This is a genomic window from Lacticaseibacillus boliensis (assembly GCF_054784775.1).
This window is the reverse complement of sequence record NZ_BAAIHN010000044.1, coordinates 1-19,443: the sequence shown is the minus strand read 5'-3', so window position 1 is coordinate 19,443 and position 19,443 is coordinate 1. Positions and strand designations below refer to the sequence as shown.

Sequence of the window (19,443 nt, the reverse complement as noted above, 5' to 3'; positions counted from 1 at the left end):
GAGCGACCAGGAAATTGAGACTTACATTGAACAACTGAATAATCGACCACGCAAGGTCTTAGGCTGGAAGACGCCATCAGAAGTCTTCATGGGTAAAAAGTTGCACTTGAGTTGACAATTCGTCGTGACAAAAAGCCCACGAAGAAACCAAGTTCCACACGATCGACGGCGGCCGCGTTCATGGCCCTCCGGCGTGTTGGAAAGAGCACCTCAGCATCGACATGCTTTTCAGCGCGCCTCAAAGCACGCGACGGCTAAAACCAGCACGTCCAGGCTCTTTAGTGGCGGGATAGAGTGGATTTGGAAGCTGAAGGGCCTTCCACTAAAAAATGGACAAGCCGATACAGCAGTATCCATTCAGTCTAACCTCAAGTTTTATTAAGAATGCTTCTATTCTCCTCGCACCACCCGCGCCACTGCCGCCATCATCGCGGCATGTTGCGCGTTGAAAAACCGTGGCGGCCGCTCGACGTCAAAATATCGTAACCCCGTGGTCTCATCCGTTTTGTCTGCCAACAACTCGCCGGAGACGTACTTAACGAGATACAAGCAGTTGATTGGCTGCACCGCATCACCGTTGGGATACGTGTACTGATCGTTATCTGATAACAACAACAGCCGTTGCGGTGCCACCACCAAGCCGGCGTCTTCTTTGAACTCCCGCACCACGGTTTGTTCGAAGGTCTCCCCGTATTCCATATAGCCGCCAGGAAAGCCCCAGTCGCCGGTATCGGTGCGCTCTTGCAACAACACCTGCTGGCGGTCGTTGAGCAAGGCCCCTGAAGCCGACGTCAAGATCACCGGCATGTGCCCGACTTTTGCCCGCAGCGTTTGAATATAGTTTGCCATGCGAATTCCTCCTTTTTAGTCGATGCCGTCAGTATGCCACAACACACCGAATTCATCTTGGTAAAATTTTACCATGAAAACGGTTAAACTTTTACTTAAAATGTGTTACACTTAATCCGAGCTCAAGGAGGTATGATCATCGCAACTTTAAAAGACATTGCCAAACAGGCAGGCGTCGCCGTCGGAACCGTGTCCCGAGTTTTGAACGGAGATTCCACCTTATCAGTTGGCGCCGACACCCGCGCACGGATCTTCGAGGCGGCAGAAGCCTTGAATTACACCAAGCACCAGCGTAGCGGCACCAAGCCTGGTGGTACGGTGGCGATCATGCCTTGGTACACAGAAGCAGACGAAAACAACGACCTTTATTACCGCGCGATCCGCTGGGGCGTTGAAAACCAGCTAAGCCAAGACGGCTACGATCTCATCCGGGTCTTCCCGGGTGACGAGCTCCCTGCCGCCAACACCCTCACCGGCATCATCGCGATCGGTAAGTATTCCCCGGCGCAACTCGCCAATTTCAAGGCCTTCAACAAGCCGTTGGTCGTCATCGACCAAGACGTGCTTGGCGCCGGCGTATCGTGCGTCGTTCCGGATTTTTCCGCGCCACTCACCGCCATCGCCAACTACTTCGTCAAAACTGGTCACACCCGTATCGGGATGCTAGCTGGCCAAGAAGAAACCCGCGATCACGAGCGTCTCAACGACTTGCGACCAGCCTTGTTCACCAGTGCCTTGCTCGGTGCCGGCGCCAAGCAGCCGCAGCTAGTCACCGGGAAGTTCACCACCGAATCCGGTTATGAAACGATGAAGCAGGCGTTGGCAGACACACCGGAAGCCGAGCGCCCGACTGCCTGGTTCGTGGCCAACGATCCGATGGCGATCGGCGCAATCAAGGCCTTACAAGAAGCCGGCGTCGCCGTGCCTGAACAAGTCCGGGTGGTTGGCTTCAACGATCTCGCCGTCGGTCGCTTCCTGACCCCGGCACTCAGCACCGTGCACGTTGCCACCACCGAAATGGGACAAACCGCGGTGCACCTGCTGGATGATTTGATTGCTGGCGTTTACACGCAACCGGTGAAGCTGACGCTTGCCAGCGAACTGGTGCTAAGACAGAGTTAACTTTTTACTTAAAAACATTCCTTAGGAGGAACTATCATGGATAAACAAACGTTGCAAAAAGGGTTCACCGACGCTTTTAACACCGCTGCCACCAAGTTCTACTTTGCCCCAGGCCGTATCAACCTGATCGGTGAACACACCGACTACAACGGCGGGCACGTTTTCCCTTGCGCGATCAGCCTCGGCACCTACGCCGCAGTTGCTCCCAACAACCAGAACGCCTTGCGCCTGATCTCTGGCAACTTCACCAACAACGGCATCATCGAGATCCCGCTGGATCAGATCAACACCGCCGCCGATCACAAATGGAGCGACTACTTCAAAGGCATGGCGCAAGTGCTGATCGCAAACGGCGCCAAACTCACCCAAGGGCTGAATGTTTACATCTATGGTAACTTACCAAACGGTGCGGGCCTTTCTTCTTCCGCCTCCTTGGAACTGTTGGCCGGCAAGATCCTCAACGACACCTTCAACGCTGGTTTTGAGATGCTCGACCTGATCAAATTCGGGCAAAAAGTTGAAAACAACTACATCGGGGTCAATTCCGGCATCATGGACCAATTTGCCATCGGGATGGGCAAAGCCAACCGCGCGACCTTCATGGACACCAACACCTTGGAATACGAATCCGTGCCAGTCGAACTTGGCGACAACGTCATTTTGATCATGAACACCAACAAGCGCCGCGAACTCGCGGACTCCAAGTACAACGAACGCCGCAGCGAATGTGAAGAAGCTCTCGCCCGCCTGCAAACCAAGCTCGACATCAAGTCTTTAGGCGATCTGGACGCGGAAACCTTCGACCAATACAGCTACCTGATCTACGACGCGACCTTGATCCGCCGCGCTCGCCACGCTGTTTTGGAAAACCAGCGGACGCTGGAAGCCGTCGACGCCTTGAAGGCCGGCAAGCTTGAAGCCTTCTCCCGTCTGGTTTCCGCTTCCGGCGTCAGCCTCGCCTTCGACTACGAAGTCACCGGCGTCGAGCTTGACACCTTGGTCCAAACCGCCTTGCAACAACCAGGCGTCCTCGGTGCTCGCATGACCGGCGCCGGCTTCGGTGGTTGCGCGATTGCCATCGTCAACAAAAACGCGGTCAACGCCGTCAAAGAAGCCGTTGGCAAGGCCTACCAAGACAAGATCGGCTACGCCGCAGACTTCTACGTCGCAGAAATCGCAGACGGTCCGAAAGCTCTGTAACCAGAGCGGAGCAAAGCGGTTTTAGCGATGGATATAAGACGGTCTGGGTGCGTGCTGGCAACGCCAGTGCGCGACCGGAACGACTTATATGCAATCACGTTTCTTTGCGGAGCTCGACGATGCCAAATCTGTGTGGTCCGTAGCCACCCTATCTGGCAATCGATGATATGATAAAACAAGCATCAACTAACTTAACTTGAATCCCCCTTGGCAACGGTTCCGTAGCCTGTTGCCTTCATGAAAGGAAGTATTTCTATATGACTATTGCTGTTCTTGGTGGCGCCGGCTATATCGGTTCCCACACCGTTGCCCAACTCGTTAAGGCTGGCGAAGACGTGGTCGTCCTCGACAACCTGATTACCGGCCACAAACGCGCGGTCGATCCTAAGGCCCGCTTTTATCAAGGCGATATCCGCGACTACCACTTCTTGAGCCAGGTCTTCTCCCAAGAAAAAATCGACGGCATCATTCACTTTGCGGCCTTCTCCATCGTGCCAGAATCGATGAAGGATCCGTTGAAGTACTTCGACAACAACACCGGCGGCATGATTACGCTGCTGGAAGCGATGAACCAGTTCGGCATCAAAAAGATCGTCTTCTCATCGACGGCCGCGACATACGGCGAACCTAAGCAGGTCCCGATCAAAGAAACCGACCCGCAGATCCCGACCAACCCTTACGGCGAATCCAAGCTCGCGATGGAAAAAATCATCAAGTGGGCTGATGTCGCTTACGGTATCAAGTTCGTGGCCTTGCGTTACTTCAACGTCGCCGGCGCGATGCCAGACGGCTCTATCGGTGAAGACCACCATCCAGAAACCCACCTGATCCCAATCATTTTGCAAGCCGCCGCCGGCACACGCGATGGCCTGCAGATCTTCGGTGACGACTACCCGACCAAAGACGGCACCAACGTCCGCGATTACGTGCACGTCGTCGACTTGGCAGACGCCCACATTTTGGCCATGAAGTACCTGAGCGACGGCAACGAGTCGCAGGCCTTCAACCTCGGTTCTGCCACCGGCTTCTCCAACTTGGAGATCTTGAACGCCGCACGCAAAGTGACTGGCCAACCGATCCCAGCCAAGATCGGCCCGCGCCGCCCCGGCGACCCAAGCACCTTGATCGCCGCCTCCGACAAGGCCCGCAAGATCCTCGGCTGGCAGCCAAAGTTTGATGACGTTGAACAAGTCATCGCCACGGCTTGGAACTGGCACCAAACACACCCAGAAGGCTTTGGAGATAAGTAAAATGAACGCTATTGAATCCCATGTTGATTACTGCCTACAGCTTGATCCCACACTGACCCCGATGGACCGCATCTATCTGGTCAACCGCGTGCGCAACCTCGTCGGTGACGCCGCTGAAACAGTGCCTGCCGCCGCAGATCCACTAGACAACCTCGATGCACTGGTCCAAGCCGCCTGCGACAACGGCACCATCGAAGACCTGTTGCCCAAGCGCCAGATTCTTGAAGCTGAGCTGATGGCCTTGGGTACCCCGACGCCGAGCACCGCTAACGCCAATTTCTGGCAGCTCTACCAAGACGCTCCGAAGAAAGCGACCGATTGGTTCTTCAACCTTTCCCGCGCCAACAACTACATCCAGACCCGCGCGATCGCCAAAAACATTGGCTTCACCACGCCGACTGAATACGGCGATTTGGAGATCACCATCAACCTCTCCAAACCGGAAAAAGACCCCAAAGCGATCGCCGCGGCCGCGCATGCGGCTAAGTCCGGTTACCCGGCCTGCCAGCTGTGTATGGAAAACGAAGGCTACGCCGGGCGGCTTGATTATCCTGCCCGCGCTAACCACCGGATCATCCGCTTTCCGCTGGCCGGCAAGACCTGGGGCTTCCAGTATTCGCCTTACGCCTACTTCAACGAGCACGCCATTTTCCTAGACGCAGTCCACGAACCGATGCACATCAACGCCCAGACCTTCAACAACTTGCTGGATCTGGTTACGCTGTTGCCGCACTATTTCGTCGGCTCCAACGCGGACCTGCCGATCGTTGGCGGTTCGATGCTCGCCCACGAACATTACCAAGGCGGGCGCCACACCTTCTCCATGGCCGTTGCGCCGATTGAAAAGTCCTTCAAGCTGACCGACTATCCAGACGTCGAAGCTGGCATCGTGCACTGGCCGATGAGCGTCATCCGCCTGACCGCCAGCGACCGTACCCAACTTGCCGCCGCTGCGGAACACATTCGTGCGGCCTGGGCAAACTACTCCGACGCCAGCGTCGACATCAAAGCGCACGCTGAAGATGGCACGCCGCATCACACGATCACCCCGATCGCGCGCCGCGACAACGAAGACTATCAGCTCGACCTGGTTTTGCGCGACAACCAGACTTCTGAACAATATCCCGATGGCATTTTCCATCCACATCAAGATGTGCAACACATCAAGAAGGAAAACATCGGCCTCATCGAAGTCATGGGCCTGGCGATCCTGCCAGCCCGCCTGCTCACTGAGCTGGCTGAAGTGCAGAAGTATCTGCTCGACGAACCCAATGAGATCGCGCCTATGCACCAAGCCTGGGCAGACGAACTCAAAAAGACTCAGACCTGGACAAAAGCCAACGCTGAAGGTCAGCTCCGCCAAGCTGTCGGTCGCGTCTTCGCCCGTGTCTTAGAAGACGCCGGCGTCTTCAAGCAAACCGAAGACGGCCAAGCCGCCTTTGCCCGCTTCATCAACGCATTGTAATTTCACAGCACCAACCTAAGGGCGCGACGTCAAGGTCGCGTCCTTTTTGTTGTACATTGTGTTCGATAATAAAAACGTACGCGGTGTCCTCCAGGAGGAAGGGGGATAGCTCTGCTACGGCGGAAAGGTCAGTATGCTATGCGGCCGTCTCCAGCCTGCTTCGCAGTCTTACAACTAATTTTGAAGCTGCTTCGCATCTCCAAAATTGCTGACAACAACCCCGGTAAGCCAGCTGTGCTGTCTCACAGGCGTTGTTGTTGTCACGGCATACTGACCTTTCCGCCTACGCACCGCTGTCCCCCTTCCTCCTTCCGGGCTTACATCCTAGTTGCATATCCCGATGAATTTCTAAATGCAAACTCACGAAGATTACCATTACCGAAAAATACGATATAGAATTGACAAAATCCAAATTGCTTGGAAATTCGATATGGTTGTTAAACTAAAGAATCCTGATACGCAGATCCCGGGTGTGGGCGAAAGTGACGGAAGCAGATCGATCTGACGTGGTGAGATTGCTGTTAGCGACTTGTCGCTTACAGCAAGGCACAGGTGGAGATCCACTCGAAGCGAAGCGGAGAGTTAGCGCCATCGAGCACCCTCTCCACGACAGATTGATCCTGCTGGAGTCACTTTCGTCCACATCCGTCCGTAGCCGCGTAAAAAAGAGATCCCCATTCCGCATGAAATCATCTTTGTAAACGTGACAATGGCAACGTTCGCAACAAATATCGCGCAATCAAAACGTTGCCAAAGTAAAAGTTTACTTCAATTAAGTAAAATTAACGGTTTACATTTTACTAATTTGCGGTAAGATATGAATATACCCAATTTAGAACGTTGTTTCAGCCTTTATAGATAGCGCTTACTTAAATATTCAACGTTATTGATATAGACTGGTTTGGCACCTAAATCAGGTAAAAGTTTACTACAATCATCCCACGAGGTATGCCCACATGAACAAATCAGACAAAATTACGATCGATCCTGAAGTCTTTGCCCGGACGATTCTCGCCGGGAATCCTAAGGCGCCCGATGAAGAAAACAAAGTCTACATCAAACGCCAGCTGCGCCTCTACCTTGAAGCGCTACTGATGATCCAAGACTTCAACAACCTTGAAAGCACCCAATTCGATATCGCCAAAGAAGAACAACGCTCCAAGATCTTACAGAAGATCATGGAACGCCGCTACTAGGAGGGATCATCATGAAAAGACTTCGCCAATATTCATCTTACGCCTTAGGGGCATTTGGCCATGATGCCTTCTACGCAACATTAAGCACGTATTTCATGCTTTTTGTTACTAGCCAGCTTTTTGACACCGCTAACAAAGCCTTCAACACCAAAATGATCGGCTACGTCACCTTGATGATGACCGTGATCCGCATCGCGGAAATCGCCTGCGATCCTTTGATCGGCGGTATGGTCGACAACACCCAGACACGCTGGGGCAAGTTCAAGCCTTGGCTGTTGACCGGTGCGACCATCAGCAGCTTGATGCTGATGCTGATCTTCACCAACTTTGGAGGCCTGGCAACCAGCCAACCGATGTTGTATCTGGTGCTGTTCGGGATCGCCTTCATCGTGTTGGACATTTTCTATTCATTCAAAGACATCTCATTTTGGTCCATGTTACCGGCATTATCCACTGATTCCAAAGTCCGCGCGACGTTCGGCACGATCGGCCGCTTCGGCTCGACACTGGGCGCACAAGGCGTTCCGATCGTGATCTACCCGCTGGTCATCTTCTTCTCCCAGGCGTTCTCACACTCCTCAGGCGACACCAAGACTCGCGCCGGCTGGTTGGGCTTTGCGACCGTCATCGGCCTGATCTCCTTCTTAGGCGCCTTGGCCGTCGCGCTGGGCACCAAGGAAAAGCAAAACCTCTTGCGTAAAAACACCGAACACGTCCGCTTCCGTGACGTCTTCAAGGTGATCGGGCAAAACGACCAGCTCATGTGGCTGTCCCTGTCATACTTCCTGTTCGCGTTGAGCTACGTGGTCACCAACTCCTTGACCGCTTACTACTTCACCTACGTCCTTGGCGCCACCAACAAGTTCTGGCTGGTCGGGGTCATCACCGCGATTCTTGGGATCGTCTCCGTTATCTTTTTCCCAACACTGGTCGCGCTCATTCACCGCGAACGCATCTTTGTCGGTGGCATCGCCATGATGTTCGTCGGCTACCTCTTGTTCTTGCTCGCCGGCACCAACATCACCATGGTACTTATCGCCGTCGCCGTCTTCTTCTTCCCGTACCCGATGATCTTCCTGGCCGCCTTGATGACGATCACCGATTCTGTCGAATACGGCCAATGGAAAAACGGTACCCGCAACGAATCCGTGACGCTGTCTGTGCGGCCTTTGATCGATAAACTCGCCGGTGCCATCGCCATGGGCGTCGTCGGCCTCGCCGCCGTCCACGCCGGCATGGTGGGCAACGCGCAGCCATCTAGCATCACCTCTGGTGAACTCACCGTCTTCAAGACCTACATGTTCTACATACCGATGGTGCTCTTGATCCTCAGCGCGTTCGTTTACGCGACTAAGGTCAAGCTGAGCGAATCCCGGCATACCGAAATCGTCCGCGATCTAGAACGCAAGCTCCGCGCGGAAGAGAAGGCCCAAGCTTAATCAATTACTTAAACCCCGCTGAGCGTTCAGCGGGGTTTTTGCGTAGCCGCTGCAACTAAAAAGACGACGTTTCAACTGAACGTCGTCTCTATGTCAATGCTTATGCTTCCGCCAAAACCTTATCGATCGCCGCCAACTCGTCGCTGGTAAACGTCAGGTTATCGAGCACCTGCAGATTTTCTTCTAGCTGGCTGACCCGCGAAGCGCCGATCAAGACGCTGGCGACAGCCTTGTGACGCAGGTTCCAGGCCAATGCCATCGCACTGAGGCTTTGGTGCCGGTTTTCTGCGATCTGGTTCAGCTTTTTGACCGTGGCCAGCGTGGCTTCGACCTTATCCGGCTGCAAGAACGGGCTGGTCGGACGCGCGGCGCGCGAGTCTGCGGGAATACCGTTGAGATAGCGATCCGACAACAGGCCTTGCGACAGCGGGCTGAAGGTGATCGCGCCGAGATGCTCGTCATCGAGCGTCTGGAACAAGCCGTTTTCCGGCTCGCGGGCAAACATGTTATAGCGCTGTTGCTGAATGACAAAAGGCGTCTTCAACTCACGGAAGATCTTGGCAATCGCCTTGGTTTGGTCTGGTGAATAGTTCGAAATTCCGATATACAGCGCCTTGCCTTGGTGCACCAGCTGATCCAGCGCCAGTGCCGTTTCTTCCAACGGGGTGTTAGGATCCATCCGGTGATGATAGAAAATATCCACGTAATCCAGTCCCAACCGTTGCAGGCTCTGATCACAAGACGCGATCAGTGACTTGCGCGATCCCCAGTTGCCATAAGGCCCAGGCCACATCTCGTAGCCCGCCTTGCTGGAGATGATCAGCTCGTCGCGGTGGGCGGCAAGCTGCCGGTGAAGGATCTGACCGAAGTTACGCTCGGCACTCCCCGGCTTCGGCCCGTAATTATTGGCGAGATCGAAGTGGGTGATGCCATGGTCGAACGCGGCCTCGACGATCGCCTCTTGGTTCTCGATTGGATCAACGGACCCAAAATTATGCCACAAGCCAAGCGAAACCGCCGGTAAGTACAAGCCGCTGTTGCCGACTTGATGATAAGGCATCGTGTCGTAGCGGTGCGAATCTGGTTGATACATCTAATCACCTCATTAATTTAAGTAAGCGCACCCAGTATACCACTTTCAACCGAAGCGGTTCCACGTGAAACACGCGCCGATCCCCACTAAAACGGCCATGGGCTGGCTGCTCAGCTAGTCCATGGCCGTTGCTGTACTTTTTTATCGCGGCGCCTTGGCGACTACCGTTTGGGTATGTGCATGACTCTCGCGGCGGGTCTCACTGGCGCTTACCACCATCGCAGTCGTGGTGTCGCCGACGACATTCAACACCGTGCGGAACATGCCGGAGAACCATTCGATCCCAGCCAACAACGCGATGCTCGACAGCGGCAGGCCAAGCGTTGGCACAACGATCGTCAAGGCGACCAGACCGCCGCCAGGAACCACGACGGTCCCCAAGCAGGCCAAGACTGCTAAGGCAACCACCCGCACCATCATCGGCAGCCCTAACGATAAGCCGTAAACCTGGGCCAAAGTCAGGCACGCCAGCGCCAGAAACATCGCCAAACCGTTAGAGTTCAATGACATCCCCAGCGGCAACACCAGATCAGCGGTGTCTTCATCCACGCCTAGTTTTTCTTTGGCGTCTTGCATTTCGATCGGCAAGCAAATCGCGCTCGACGTCGTGGTCAGCGCCAATAATATCATGCGCTCGAACCCTCGCAACAATTGTTTCAACGGCATGCGGACATACCAGCTCACGCTAACGAACAACAAGCCCAAGAACAAGACGCTTGCGATTGCGAACGCGCCTAAGAACTTGACCAGCGGCAAAATTACCGCCAAACCGTCGACGCCAACCACCTGGGCGATCAACGCACCAATGCCGATAGGCGCCAGCCTCATAATCATCGTGATGATCCGGATCGTGATTGCATTGAGTTGATGGATCCCGGTCAACACGCTTTGATATTTGCCTTCACGGTTCAGCGCGTTGAGCGCACCACCGAAGCATAAGGCAAAAATAATCACTTGGATGATGTTTCCTTTGGCCAAAGACGCAAAGATGTTGTCTGGAATGAAGTTTTTGACCATGCCCAATACCGTCAGATGCGTCGCCGCGATCCCAGTTGACTTGGCGCTGAGCGACAGGCCGACGCCGGGGTCAACAAGGTACCCGATACCGAGGCCAATGACAGCAGCAAGCACCGTCGTAACCAGAAACAGGCCAATGGTTTTCACCCCTACGCGACCAAGCTGATCTGCTTTTAACCCGCCGATTGCTTCGATTACCGCGCCTAAGATCAAGACGATCACCGCCATTTGAACCAAGCGGAGAAAAATCGTCCCGAGCACGGCGACCCCGGCCGCCCGCTCACCCAAAAGCAACCCGACCACACCACCGATCACGATCCCGATCATGATTTGACTCAATAAGCTGAGATGTCGCATGCCGTTTACCTCCTTATGTTTACACCATCACCGGCGCCAGACTGTCTTCGAAGGCATCTAGTCCCGCCTTCACGTCGACCGAAACGCCCGCTTGCAGAAGCGCTGCCCCGAACAAGGCCACGAAGTTCATGACAAAACCGCGTTGGGCCACGTAACCCATCGTCCCGATCCGCCAGATCCGCCCTTGCAGACTGCCAAACGAACTGGAGATCTCGACGCCAAATTTTGCCAACAAGTCTGCACGGAAAGCCGTGCCGTCGCCTAATTCAGCCGGGATCTGAACACAAGTCACCATCGGCATCTCGTGATCGCCTTCGTGATAGATCGCCAACCCCATCGCCTTCAAGGCGGCGTTCAGACTACGATGAATCCGCGCGTGCCGCTCCCAGCGTTCGGCCAAGCCTTCTCCTAAAGCCAAGCGCAGGCCTTCATGCAGGCCATACACCGCCGCCGTCGCTTCGGTATGATGGTTTAGCCGCCGCGGAGACCAGTAATCTTGCAGCTGGGTGAGGTCTAAGTAGTTGCTCGTGATATAGCTGTCGTGCTCGCTGTCAGCCGTGGTACGCACGCCTTGTTCGACCCGCTTGCGGCGGTTGATTGCTTCTGCAAAGCGGTCGCTGAACGTCAGCGGCGTGATACCTGACGGGATCGACAGGCACTTTTGCGCGCCGCCGATTGCCGCGTCGATCTGCCAGTCGTCGACCAGCACCGGCGCCCCGAGATATGACGCCACCGTGTCGACAACGAGGTAGCCGCCATATTCATGGATGGCTTCCCCGATTCCTTCCAGCGGCTGCAAGCGGCCGGTCGATGTTTCCCCATGGACGATCAGCACCACCTTCGGCTTCTTGGCTTTCACGGCAGCGATGATTTCTTCCGGAGCAAATACCGTTCCCCAAGGCTTCTCGATGGTTTCAACGATCCCACCCGCGCGCGTCGCCAACTCGACGAACAACGCCCCGAAGCGCCCGCAGCAGGGAACCAAGACATGGTCTCCGGGGCTGACAATGCTACCGACCACGGCCTCCAAGCCGGCACGGCTGGTACCGTCCACCGGAAACGCCCAGTGGTTGCTGGTGTGAAAACTCTGTCGGATCAGCGCCATCGTGTCGTTCATGATCGAGGTAAAATCCGGATCGAACTGGCCTAAGATCTGGTTACTCATCGCCTGGGAAACTCGAGGGTCGACCATCACTGGTCCTGGCGTCATGATCAACCGGTTTGCAATTTGTAATTCACTCATGATAAGTCTCCTTTAGTTGTCGTTAGTAGCATTCACGATACAGTTGTTCTTCAAGGATTTCGACGCCTAAGGCCAAAGCCGAGGGTGCGGTGTATTCTTCTGGGGCGTGACTGATGCCGCCGCGGCTAGGAACAAAAAGCATCGCCGTCGGCACCACCTGATTCATGATCTGGGTATCATGCCCGGCCCCGGAAGGAAGATCGAGATAAGCCAATCCCCGCGCGGTGATGATCTCTTGGAATTGTTTGACCAAACGCGGCGCCATGATTGCCGGGCGCGAGTCCATCCAACAGTCTAACGTGGCTTTAACGCCTGGTAAGTTGGCCAAGACCTCATGAATGGTTTGTTCGAAGCCATCGACGACGGTCGCGTCGGGATGGCGAATATCGATGGTAAAGCGGGCGGTGCCCGGGATCACATTCGACGACCCCGGCGTCACGGAGAATTCGCCGACCGTGAAAACAAACGGTTCGCCAAGTGCTTGCGCCTTGTGATCGAGTTGCATGATCGCGGCACTGGCGGCTTTTAACGCGTCGTGGCGTAAGTGTTGTGGTGTCGTCCCGGCGTGATTGGCCTGGCCTGTGATCGTCACTGTGTACCGCTTTTGTTCGCAGATCGCGGAAACGACCCCAAGCGGGATGTGTTGTTCTTCCAGTTGCGGGCCTTGTTCGATATGTAGCTCCAAGAACTCTTGCGGCAGTGGTTGCTCAGCAACCGGCACGACCGTCGCCAATTGTGCCATCGCGGCGGCTTTGGCGGCCCCAAAAGTCACCCCGTCGGCGTCTTGTAGCTCATCATCCGCGTCTTGCGTCCCGCTCCAGTGCAACGATCCAGAGAAGCTGATCGGGAAGCGGCTCCCTTCTTCTTCATTGAACGCTACCGCCGTCATCGTTGTTTTGGGGCGGCCATATTTTGCTTCCAACGATTGCATCGCGAGCATCGCGGCGACGACGCCATAAGCGCCATCATACTGGCCTCCGCAGTGGACCGTGTCGACATGCGAACCTGCCGCAACGGCGGGCTTGCCGTCTGTGCCGGGATAGCTCATGTATGCTGTGCCAAAACGATCGACAGACACGCGCATCTCTGCACGCTTCGCCTGCATCAGCAAGAACTTCTGGGCCATCACCCAGGCGTCTGAATACACCAACCGGGTGACGCCGCCTTCAGGATCACGGCCAATTTGTCCAAGCTGATCGAGCATTGTGCTGACTGGACTAAGTTTCATTTCTTTCACGGCTATCACGCTCCTTGATTTATCCTGAATTCTAGCCGCCTTAACGACGTTTGCCATTGGGCAGAATTAATAAGCTTTCGTGTCCGATTAGCTACCATGCACAAAGGTATTTCGCTCACGCTTATGCTAAAATGACCCCAATTCCATAGAAAGGGGATGGCTAAATGCGAATGAATCAGCTGTTACACGACCCGGCGTTAGTCTCGATTACCCTCCTCGGCGGGCGCAACGGTTTAGATCGACAGGTGAACGCGATCGGGTTGATCGAAGCACCGGACATCGAAGAATACCTTGTCCCGGCCCAGCTCTTGTTAACGACCGGCTATCATTATTATCAAGACGTCGCCAAACTCGACCATCTGATTGAGGCCATGGCCGCCCACGGTTGTGCCGGCCTTGGAATCAAGGCCGACCGCTACTTCAAACACATCCCCCCTGACGTCATCGCGACCGCAGATCGCGTCGGCTTGCCGCTGATCGTGACGCCGGCCAACAGCTATCTCAGCCAGGTCGTCAAACAGCTGACCGAAGTCGTCATCAACGCCGACGCGCTGATCCTCAGCCGCACGATCGAACAAAACCAGCAGCTGTCTGCGTTAGGCATGGCCAACGCCAACTACGATACCGTCTTGGAAACCATCGCTTCGTGGTTTGATCACGAGATCGTTTTGTTAGACAGCCACTTCATGATTCGTCACAGTAGCAAGGCGTTGAGCGATCAGCGCCAGGCGATTTCCAAGGCCTTGGGCACCTGCGGCCTGGATTATGCCAACCTCGATCACCAGGTGACGGTTTCTTGCCTGCAACACCACGTCACGATCCTGCCATTGATGGTGATGTATCCGGAAAACAAGGCCTTCATCGGCTTATTCGACCTCTCGACACCAACGCCGGTGCAACAGCTCCAACTTCAGCAGATTCAAAACGTCTTGAGCTTGATGAACTCACGCACCGATGTCGCCAACACCTCTGCGCAGCACATGGCCAACAACTTCTTTGCCAACATGCTGCATGGCACCCTCACAGAAGGCCTCTTGCGGCGGCGGCTCAAAGACTACGACCTCACGATCACGCAAAAAGGCCACTGCGCCGTGATTACCGTTGGCGCGGCGGTTGCCGGCACCTTGATCACCTTGCATCAAGTCGAGCGCGTCTTCCGCCTGGTCACGTGGTTCGTTACAGAATACAGCCTGCCAGTCACCGTTTTCGTCGTCGACCAACAAATCGTCTTGTTCATTCAAGCTCCCCAGGCACCAGGACACTTGTTGACCGCGTTGCACCACTTTTTAGTTGCCAACCTCGAAACCAAATACACCCTCAGCATCGGCTACAGCCAAGCGTGTTCTGCCATCAAAGAGTTGCCTGCGCTTTACCAAGAAGGCGTCGAGGCGGCACACCTCGCCCAACAGCATCCCCAAACCGTCATGCAGTTTCGCCCCAAAAAAGCGGCAGAGTTGCTGCATCTGATTCCTGCAATCGAAAGCCGCTCTTTTGTGCAAGAGATGCTTGGGCCTTTGCTGACGCTCGACAATCACACCGAAGCCCAAGAACTGTTGCGCACCTTGCGGCTGTATCTCTACCACAACCTGCAGATCAACGCCGTCGCCAAGGATCTGTTCATCCATCGCAACACCGTGACTTACCGGCTCCAAAAGATCAAACAGATCCTCAAGGTCGACTTTCAAGACCCTGTCAGCAACGAACGTCTCAACCTCGCCTTAATGCTCCAAGACCAATGAATTAAAACGGCACTAAGCACGATCCTCACCTGGATCGCGCTTAGTGCCGTTTTTCGTGTCTCATGTCAGATATTCGCCCAATATTAGTCACGAAAGCCAATGCGCGTGACTAATTTTAGCGACGCCGCCCAATGCAACGCCTTGTGCCAGCCGCCATAATAAGCATCATCAACAAAGCAAAGGAGATGGCCTTCATGGCATATGACACAGTGATTATCAACGGCCGACTGGTAACGCCTACCGCAGTAGAAGACAAAGAACTCGCGATTCAGGCCGGCAAGATCGTCGCGATCGGGGCCGACTTACACCAAGACGCCAAGCAGGTGATCGACGCGCACGGCCAACTCGTTTTACCGGGCATGGTCGATGCCCACGTTCACATCAACGAGCCCGGGCGCAGCGACTGGGAAGATTATCACACCGGTTCTCAGGCCTTGGCCGCAGGCGGCACCACCAGCATGGTCGTGATGCCCCTGAACGCCTTGCCCGCCCGGATGACCCAACGCGAATTCGTCGCTCACCGCGACATCGCGACCGGCAAGTCATACATCGACTTCGCGTTATACGGCGGCTTGGTACCAGGCAACCTCGATGAGATTCCCAAGATGGCCGCCAGCGGTGCCGCCGGTTTCAAAGCATTCATGGCGACCACCGGCACCGACATTCCCGGTGATTTCAAAAACGTCGACGACTACGAGCTGTTCCGCGGCATGCAAGCCATCGCCAAAACCGGCCTACGCCTTTCGCTACACGCGGAAAACCCGGTACTCACCGACCGCTTCGCAGAAGAAGCAATCGCCGCCGGGCACACCCAGATCCAAGATTACGTCGATTCGCGGCCGCCGTTAGTCGAAGTCGAAGCCGTCCAGCGCGCCTTGTATTTTGCCAAAATGACCGGCTGCAAACTCCACTTCGTCCACCTTTCAACCGGTGAAGCCGTCGCCGCCGTCACCGCCGCTCGTGCCGCCGGCCAAGACGTCACCTGTGAAACCTGCGTCCACTACCTCGCGTTGACTAGCGATGATTTCGTCCGTATCGGCCCGCTCGCCAAATGCTCCCCAGCCTTACGCACCCCGGCGGTTCAAGCCAGCTTGTGGCAACAGGTCCAAGCAGGCAACGTGATGGCGGTCACCTCAGACCACTCCCCTGCGCCTGCCAGCATGAAGGCCAACCCTAACGACAACATCTTTGATGTTTGGGGTGGCATCTCAGGCGCGCAAAACAACGTCGACTTGTTTTACGACGTCGCCGTCCGCAGCGGCAAACTGTCCCTGCTTCAATTCGTCGACCTGATCGCCGCGGGTCCGGCAAAACTCTTCGGACTCAAAGCCAAAGGCGCCTTGCTTCCTGGTAAAGACGCGGATCTGATCTTCTTGGATCCCACCCAAGACTATGTCCTGAAAACCAGCGATCTCTACTATAAAAACAAGCTCAGCGCCTATGTCGGCTTCCATATCCACGACCGCGTGACCCGCACGATCCTGCGCGGGCAAACCATTTTCACCCTTGCTGACGGCATCACTTCTGCCCCTGCCGCCGGTAAGTTCTTGACCAACCAGCTGACCCGTAAGGAGGTAACCGTATAATGCAAACCACCATCAACGACCACCTCAAAACTGTACCCACACCAGAACCCGTCGCGGAAGACTTGTTACCCATTCCTGCAGCCAAACGCCACGTCGGTATCATCAGCTACATGGCGATGTGGTTAGGTGATGGTTTCAACATTGGTAATATCACGTTGGGCTCTTCGCTGGTTGTCGCCGGCGTGGCGACCATGAACCTCATGCAAACCTTGCTCGCCAGTGGCATTGCGATCTTGATCATCGCGGTCATCTTCGCTTTGAACGACCGCTTCGGTTACCGGACCGGGGCCCCGTATGTCATGCAATTACGTTTGTCCTTCGGGATCCGCGGCGCCAAAGCCGCCAGCCTCTTGCGCGGGGTGCCGGCGATCGTCTGGTTTGGTTTCCAAAGCTGGACCGGCGCCTTGGCCCTCGATCAGATTTTGATGATCTGTTCGCACGGAACGCTCCACAACACCGCCGTGTGTTTTGGGATCTTGTTGATCTTACAGATCGCCTTAGCCTTGCACGGCTTCAAGTCGATCAAAATCGTTGCCTCGATCATCTCGGCGATCGTCATGGTGGCCTTAGTCAGCGTCTTCGTGATCTTAGTCACCCAACACCAAACGCTGCTTGCCACCCGTCTCGTTCACGTCCAAGGTCACTGGGGCCTCACGTTCTTCGGTTTCATCTTGGCCTTTTTAGGAAACTACACCGCGATTTTTGAATCCGCCGCCGATTACTCTCGAGAGCTGCGGGCGGGGTTAAGCGATCACGTTCGTGGCTTCTTGTACTTCATCCCGATCCTGGTTGCTTACGGGATCACGATCCTCACCGGCGCGATGCTGGCGGTCGTCACCGGCATCTCCAGCCCCGTCAACGCCATGGGGCATCTCTTCGGTAACGGCGCAGTCACCTTGTTTATCTCGATCTTCATCGTGTTAGGGGTAATCACGACAAACATGGTCGCCAACATCATGCCGCCAACTTATGTCCTCACCAACCTGCTCAAGATCCCGCAAGGCTGGGCGCTGGCCATCGTGGGCGCCTTGGCCGCCGGTTCGTTTCCTTGGCTATTGGTCAAAAATACCAGCTCCGCAGGTTTGAACACCTTCATCCACGCTTATTCGATCTTCTTAGGCCCGATGACCGCGATCATTTTGCTGGAATACTACTTCGAGCGGCGTCAACACGTCAACCTCAAGCACCTCTATGACTCGACGACCCAACTTGCTAGCCGCTGGAACGCTCCCTTGGCCTTGGCGATCGGTGCCGCTTGTGCGCTGCTTCAGGTCGATCTTTCCTGGTTTATCGGCTTTGCGGCCGGCGGTATCAGCTATTTCCTGCTCAACCGGATCCATCACGAACAACGCGATTAATCAAGGAGGGCGCCTATGAGCACTGCTTACATCTCTGATAATTTCACCCTCGCCCCGACGCATTCAGGCACCTTGAGCGGCCTTACCTTCGCCGTCAAAGACGTGATCGCTATCAGCGGGCGTACTACCGGCTTGGGCAATCCCACTTGGCTGCGGACCCACAAACCGGCCAGACAAACCGCCCCGATCATCACAGAGCTACTGCGCCAAGGTGCCATGCTTTGCGGCATCACCATCACCGACGAATTCATGTTCTCTGTCAAAGGCGACAATCACCACTACGGCGCCCCACTCAACCCCGCCTATCCCAACTGTTATTGTGGCGGCTCCAGTGCCGGCTCTGCCAGCGCCGTTGCGCAAGGTGACGTCGATTTTGCCTTAGGGACTGACACCGGCGGCTCCATCAGAGTCCCGGCCAGCCACTGCGACCTCTACGGCTTGCGGCCAACTTGGCAACCGGCCGCTTTGACCGGTGTCGCCCCCTTGGCCCCCAGTCTAGATACGGTCGGCATCCTCGCCAAAGACCCCGCGGTGTTTACGCTCGTCGGCAGCGTCTTGCAACCGACTGCTTCATGGCGACCAAAACGTGCCTATACGCTGGCCACCACACCATTGTCAGATGCGACGCCATTAGAACTCCCGGCGGATTTCAACGCAGACGCCTTGCTCGCCGCTTTTCAACGCATTCAAGGGTATGAAGCCTGGCATCACTACGGTTCCTGGCTGGCCGCCCATCAGCCTCACCTAGGCGCCGACATCCGCGCTCACTTCGAAGCGGCCCGCCAGTTTGCCGCCGATGACAAGGCCTACTACGCCGCCAAAAAATACCAGCGATCCTGGCGCCAGTATCTCAACGATTTGCTGGCAGACGCGGTTTTGGAACTGCCAACCAGCTTGGGGCCACTGCCGCTCACCGCCTCCAAACTCAGCGGCGAACAGTTGCGTTACCAGACGCAACGTCTCACCAGCCTAGCCGGATTGGCGGGTTGCCCGCAAGTCACCATTCCCGATCACGGTTACGGACGCTCATTCATCGGGCCTCAAGGGAGCGACGCGGCATTGATCACATACGCCACACAGGTACGTATTGGCCAACATTAAAGCAAACAAAGCCTTCTCGATTTTTCGAGAAGGCTTTGTTGTCTAAACTGAAACTAAAAAAAAGGGGTCTACACTTTCTGGTGTTGGAGAAATCCAACGCCGAGAGTGTAGGCCCTTTTTAAAATGACAAATTAAAAGGACACCTACAAAGCTACCCATGCTATGCTCTAAGCGTCGAAACCAAAAGCTAG

General features: G+C 55.4%; 15 protein-coding genes and 1 pseudogene. 11 read left to right on the top strand and 5 right to left on the bottom strand.

Annotated elements, in window-relative coordinates:
- Nucleotides 1-115, top strand: a pseudogene (locus tag ACYVRB_RS12980) (IS30 family transposase); the annotation flags it as partial.
- 275 nt (nucleotides 116-390) lie between these two features.
- Here the strand turns inward: ACYVRB_RS12980 and ACYVRB_RS12975 are convergent.
- A complete protein-coding gene (locus ACYVRB_RS12975) occupies nucleotides 391-849 on the bottom strand; it encodes an NUDIX hydrolase (RefSeq protein ID WP_461215865.1) in 459 nt (152 codons plus the stop codon).
- A 132-nt stretch (nucleotides 850-981) separates the two neighbouring features.
- Between ACYVRB_RS12975 and ACYVRB_RS12970 the strand changes: the two genes are divergently transcribed.
- The 6 genes from ACYVRB_RS12970 (at nucleotide 982) to ACYVRB_RS12945 (ending at nucleotide 8,521) form a co-directional block, all read left to right on the top strand.
- A complete protein-coding gene (locus ACYVRB_RS12970; RefSeq protein WP_461215864.1) occupies nucleotides 982-1,971 on the top strand; it encodes a LacI family DNA-binding transcriptional regulator in 990 nt (329 codons plus the stop codon).
- A 36-nt stretch (nucleotides 1,972-2,007) separates the two neighbouring features.
- Entirely contained in the window at nucleotides 2,008-3,171 is a 1,164-nt protein-coding gene (locus ACYVRB_RS12965) for a galactokinase (RefSeq protein WP_461215863.1), read from the top strand.
- Nucleotides 3,172-3,428: 257 nt separating this feature from the next.
- Nucleotides 3,429-4,421 (top strand): UDP-glucose 4-epimerase GalE, encoded by a 993-nt coding sequence (gene galE / locus ACYVRB_RS12960; protein WP_461215862.1) that lies wholly within the window; start codon nucleotides 3,429-3,431, stop codon nucleotides 4,419-4,421.
- Between the two features lies 1 nt (nucleotide 4,422).
- Nucleotides 4,423-5,886 carry a UDP-glucose--hexose-1-phosphate uridylyltransferase gene (locus ACYVRB_RS12955; protein WP_461215861.1) on the top strand — a complete coding sequence of 488 codons (1,464 nt, stop codon included), beginning with the start codon at nucleotides 4,423-4,425 and terminating at the stop codon, nucleotides 5,884-5,886.
- A gap of 956 nt (nucleotides 5,887-6,842) precedes the next feature.
- Complete coding sequence (locus tag ACYVRB_RS12950; RefSeq protein WP_461215860.1) at nucleotides 6,843-7,082, top strand: hypothetical protein; 240 nt, start codon at nucleotides 6,843-6,845, stop codon at nucleotides 7,080-7,082.
- Between the two features lie 11 nt (nucleotides 7,083-7,093).
- Entirely contained in the window at nucleotides 7,094-8,521 is a 1,428-nt protein-coding gene (locus ACYVRB_RS12945) for a glycoside-pentoside-hexuronide (GPH):cation symporter (protein WP_461215859.1), read from the top strand.
- A gap of 100 nt (nucleotides 8,522-8,621) precedes the next feature.
- Here ACYVRB_RS12945 and ACYVRB_RS12940 read toward each other — a convergent pair whose 3' ends face one another.
- The 4 genes from ACYVRB_RS12940 to ACYVRB_RS12925 form a co-directional block, all read right to left on the bottom strand.
- Nucleotides 8,622-9,614 carry an aldo/keto reductase gene (locus ACYVRB_RS12940; RefSeq protein ID WP_461215858.1) on the bottom strand — a complete coding sequence of 331 codons (993 nt, stop codon included), beginning with the start codon at nucleotides 9,612-9,614 and terminating at the stop codon, nucleotides 8,622-8,624.
- 141 nt (nucleotides 9,615-9,755) lie between these two features.
- Nucleotides 9,756-10,988 (bottom strand): dicarboxylate/amino acid:cation symporter, encoded by a 1,233-nt coding sequence (locus tag ACYVRB_RS12935; protein WP_461215857.1) that lies wholly within the window; start codon nucleotides 10,986-10,988, stop codon nucleotides 9,756-9,758.
- 19 nt (nucleotides 10,989-11,007) lie between these two features.
- Nucleotides 11,008-12,231, bottom strand: a complete 1,224-nt coding sequence (locus ACYVRB_RS12930; protein WP_461215856.1) for a pyridoxal-phosphate-dependent aminotransferase family protein — start codon at nucleotides 12,229-12,231, stop codon at nucleotides 11,008-11,010.
- A 22-nt stretch (nucleotides 12,232-12,253) separates the two neighbouring features.
- Complete coding sequence (locus ACYVRB_RS12925) at nucleotides 12,254-13,459, bottom strand: M20 family metallo-hydrolase (protein ID WP_461215866.1); 1,206 nt, start codon at nucleotides 13,457-13,459, stop codon at nucleotides 12,254-12,256.
- A gap of 173 nt (nucleotides 13,460-13,632) precedes the next feature.
- Between ACYVRB_RS12925 and ACYVRB_RS12920 the strand changes: the two genes are divergently transcribed.
- The 4 genes from ACYVRB_RS12920 to ACYVRB_RS12905 all read left to right on the top strand — a co-directional run bounded on the left by ACYVRB_RS12920 (nucleotide 13,633) and on the right by ACYVRB_RS12905 (nucleotide 19,252).
- A complete protein-coding gene (locus ACYVRB_RS12920; RefSeq protein ID WP_461215855.1) occupies nucleotides 13,633-15,207 on the top strand; it encodes a PucR family transcriptional regulator in 1,575 nt (524 codons plus the stop codon).
- A gap of 194 nt (nucleotides 15,208-15,401) precedes the next feature.
- Entirely contained in the window at nucleotides 15,402-16,793 is a 1,392-nt protein-coding gene (gene allB / locus ACYVRB_RS12915) for an allantoinase AllB (RefSeq protein WP_461215854.1), read from the top strand.
- Nucleotides 16,793-18,151 carry an NCS1 family transporter gene (locus ACYVRB_RS12910; RefSeq protein ID WP_461215853.1) on the top strand — a complete coding sequence of 453 codons (1,359 nt, stop codon included), beginning with the start codon at nucleotides 16,793-16,795 and terminating at the stop codon, nucleotides 18,149-18,151. Before allB ends, ACYVRB_RS12910 begins: the two co-directional genes overlap by 1 nt.
- A gap of 15 nt (nucleotides 18,152-18,166) precedes the next feature.
- Nucleotides 18,167-19,252: an amidase family protein gene (locus tag ACYVRB_RS12905; RefSeq protein ID WP_461215852.1), complete on the top strand. Its 1,086-nt coding sequence runs from the start codon at nucleotides 18,167-18,169 to the stop codon at nucleotides 19,250-19,252.
- The last annotated feature ends 191 nt before the right edge of the window (nucleotides 19,253-19,443 follow it).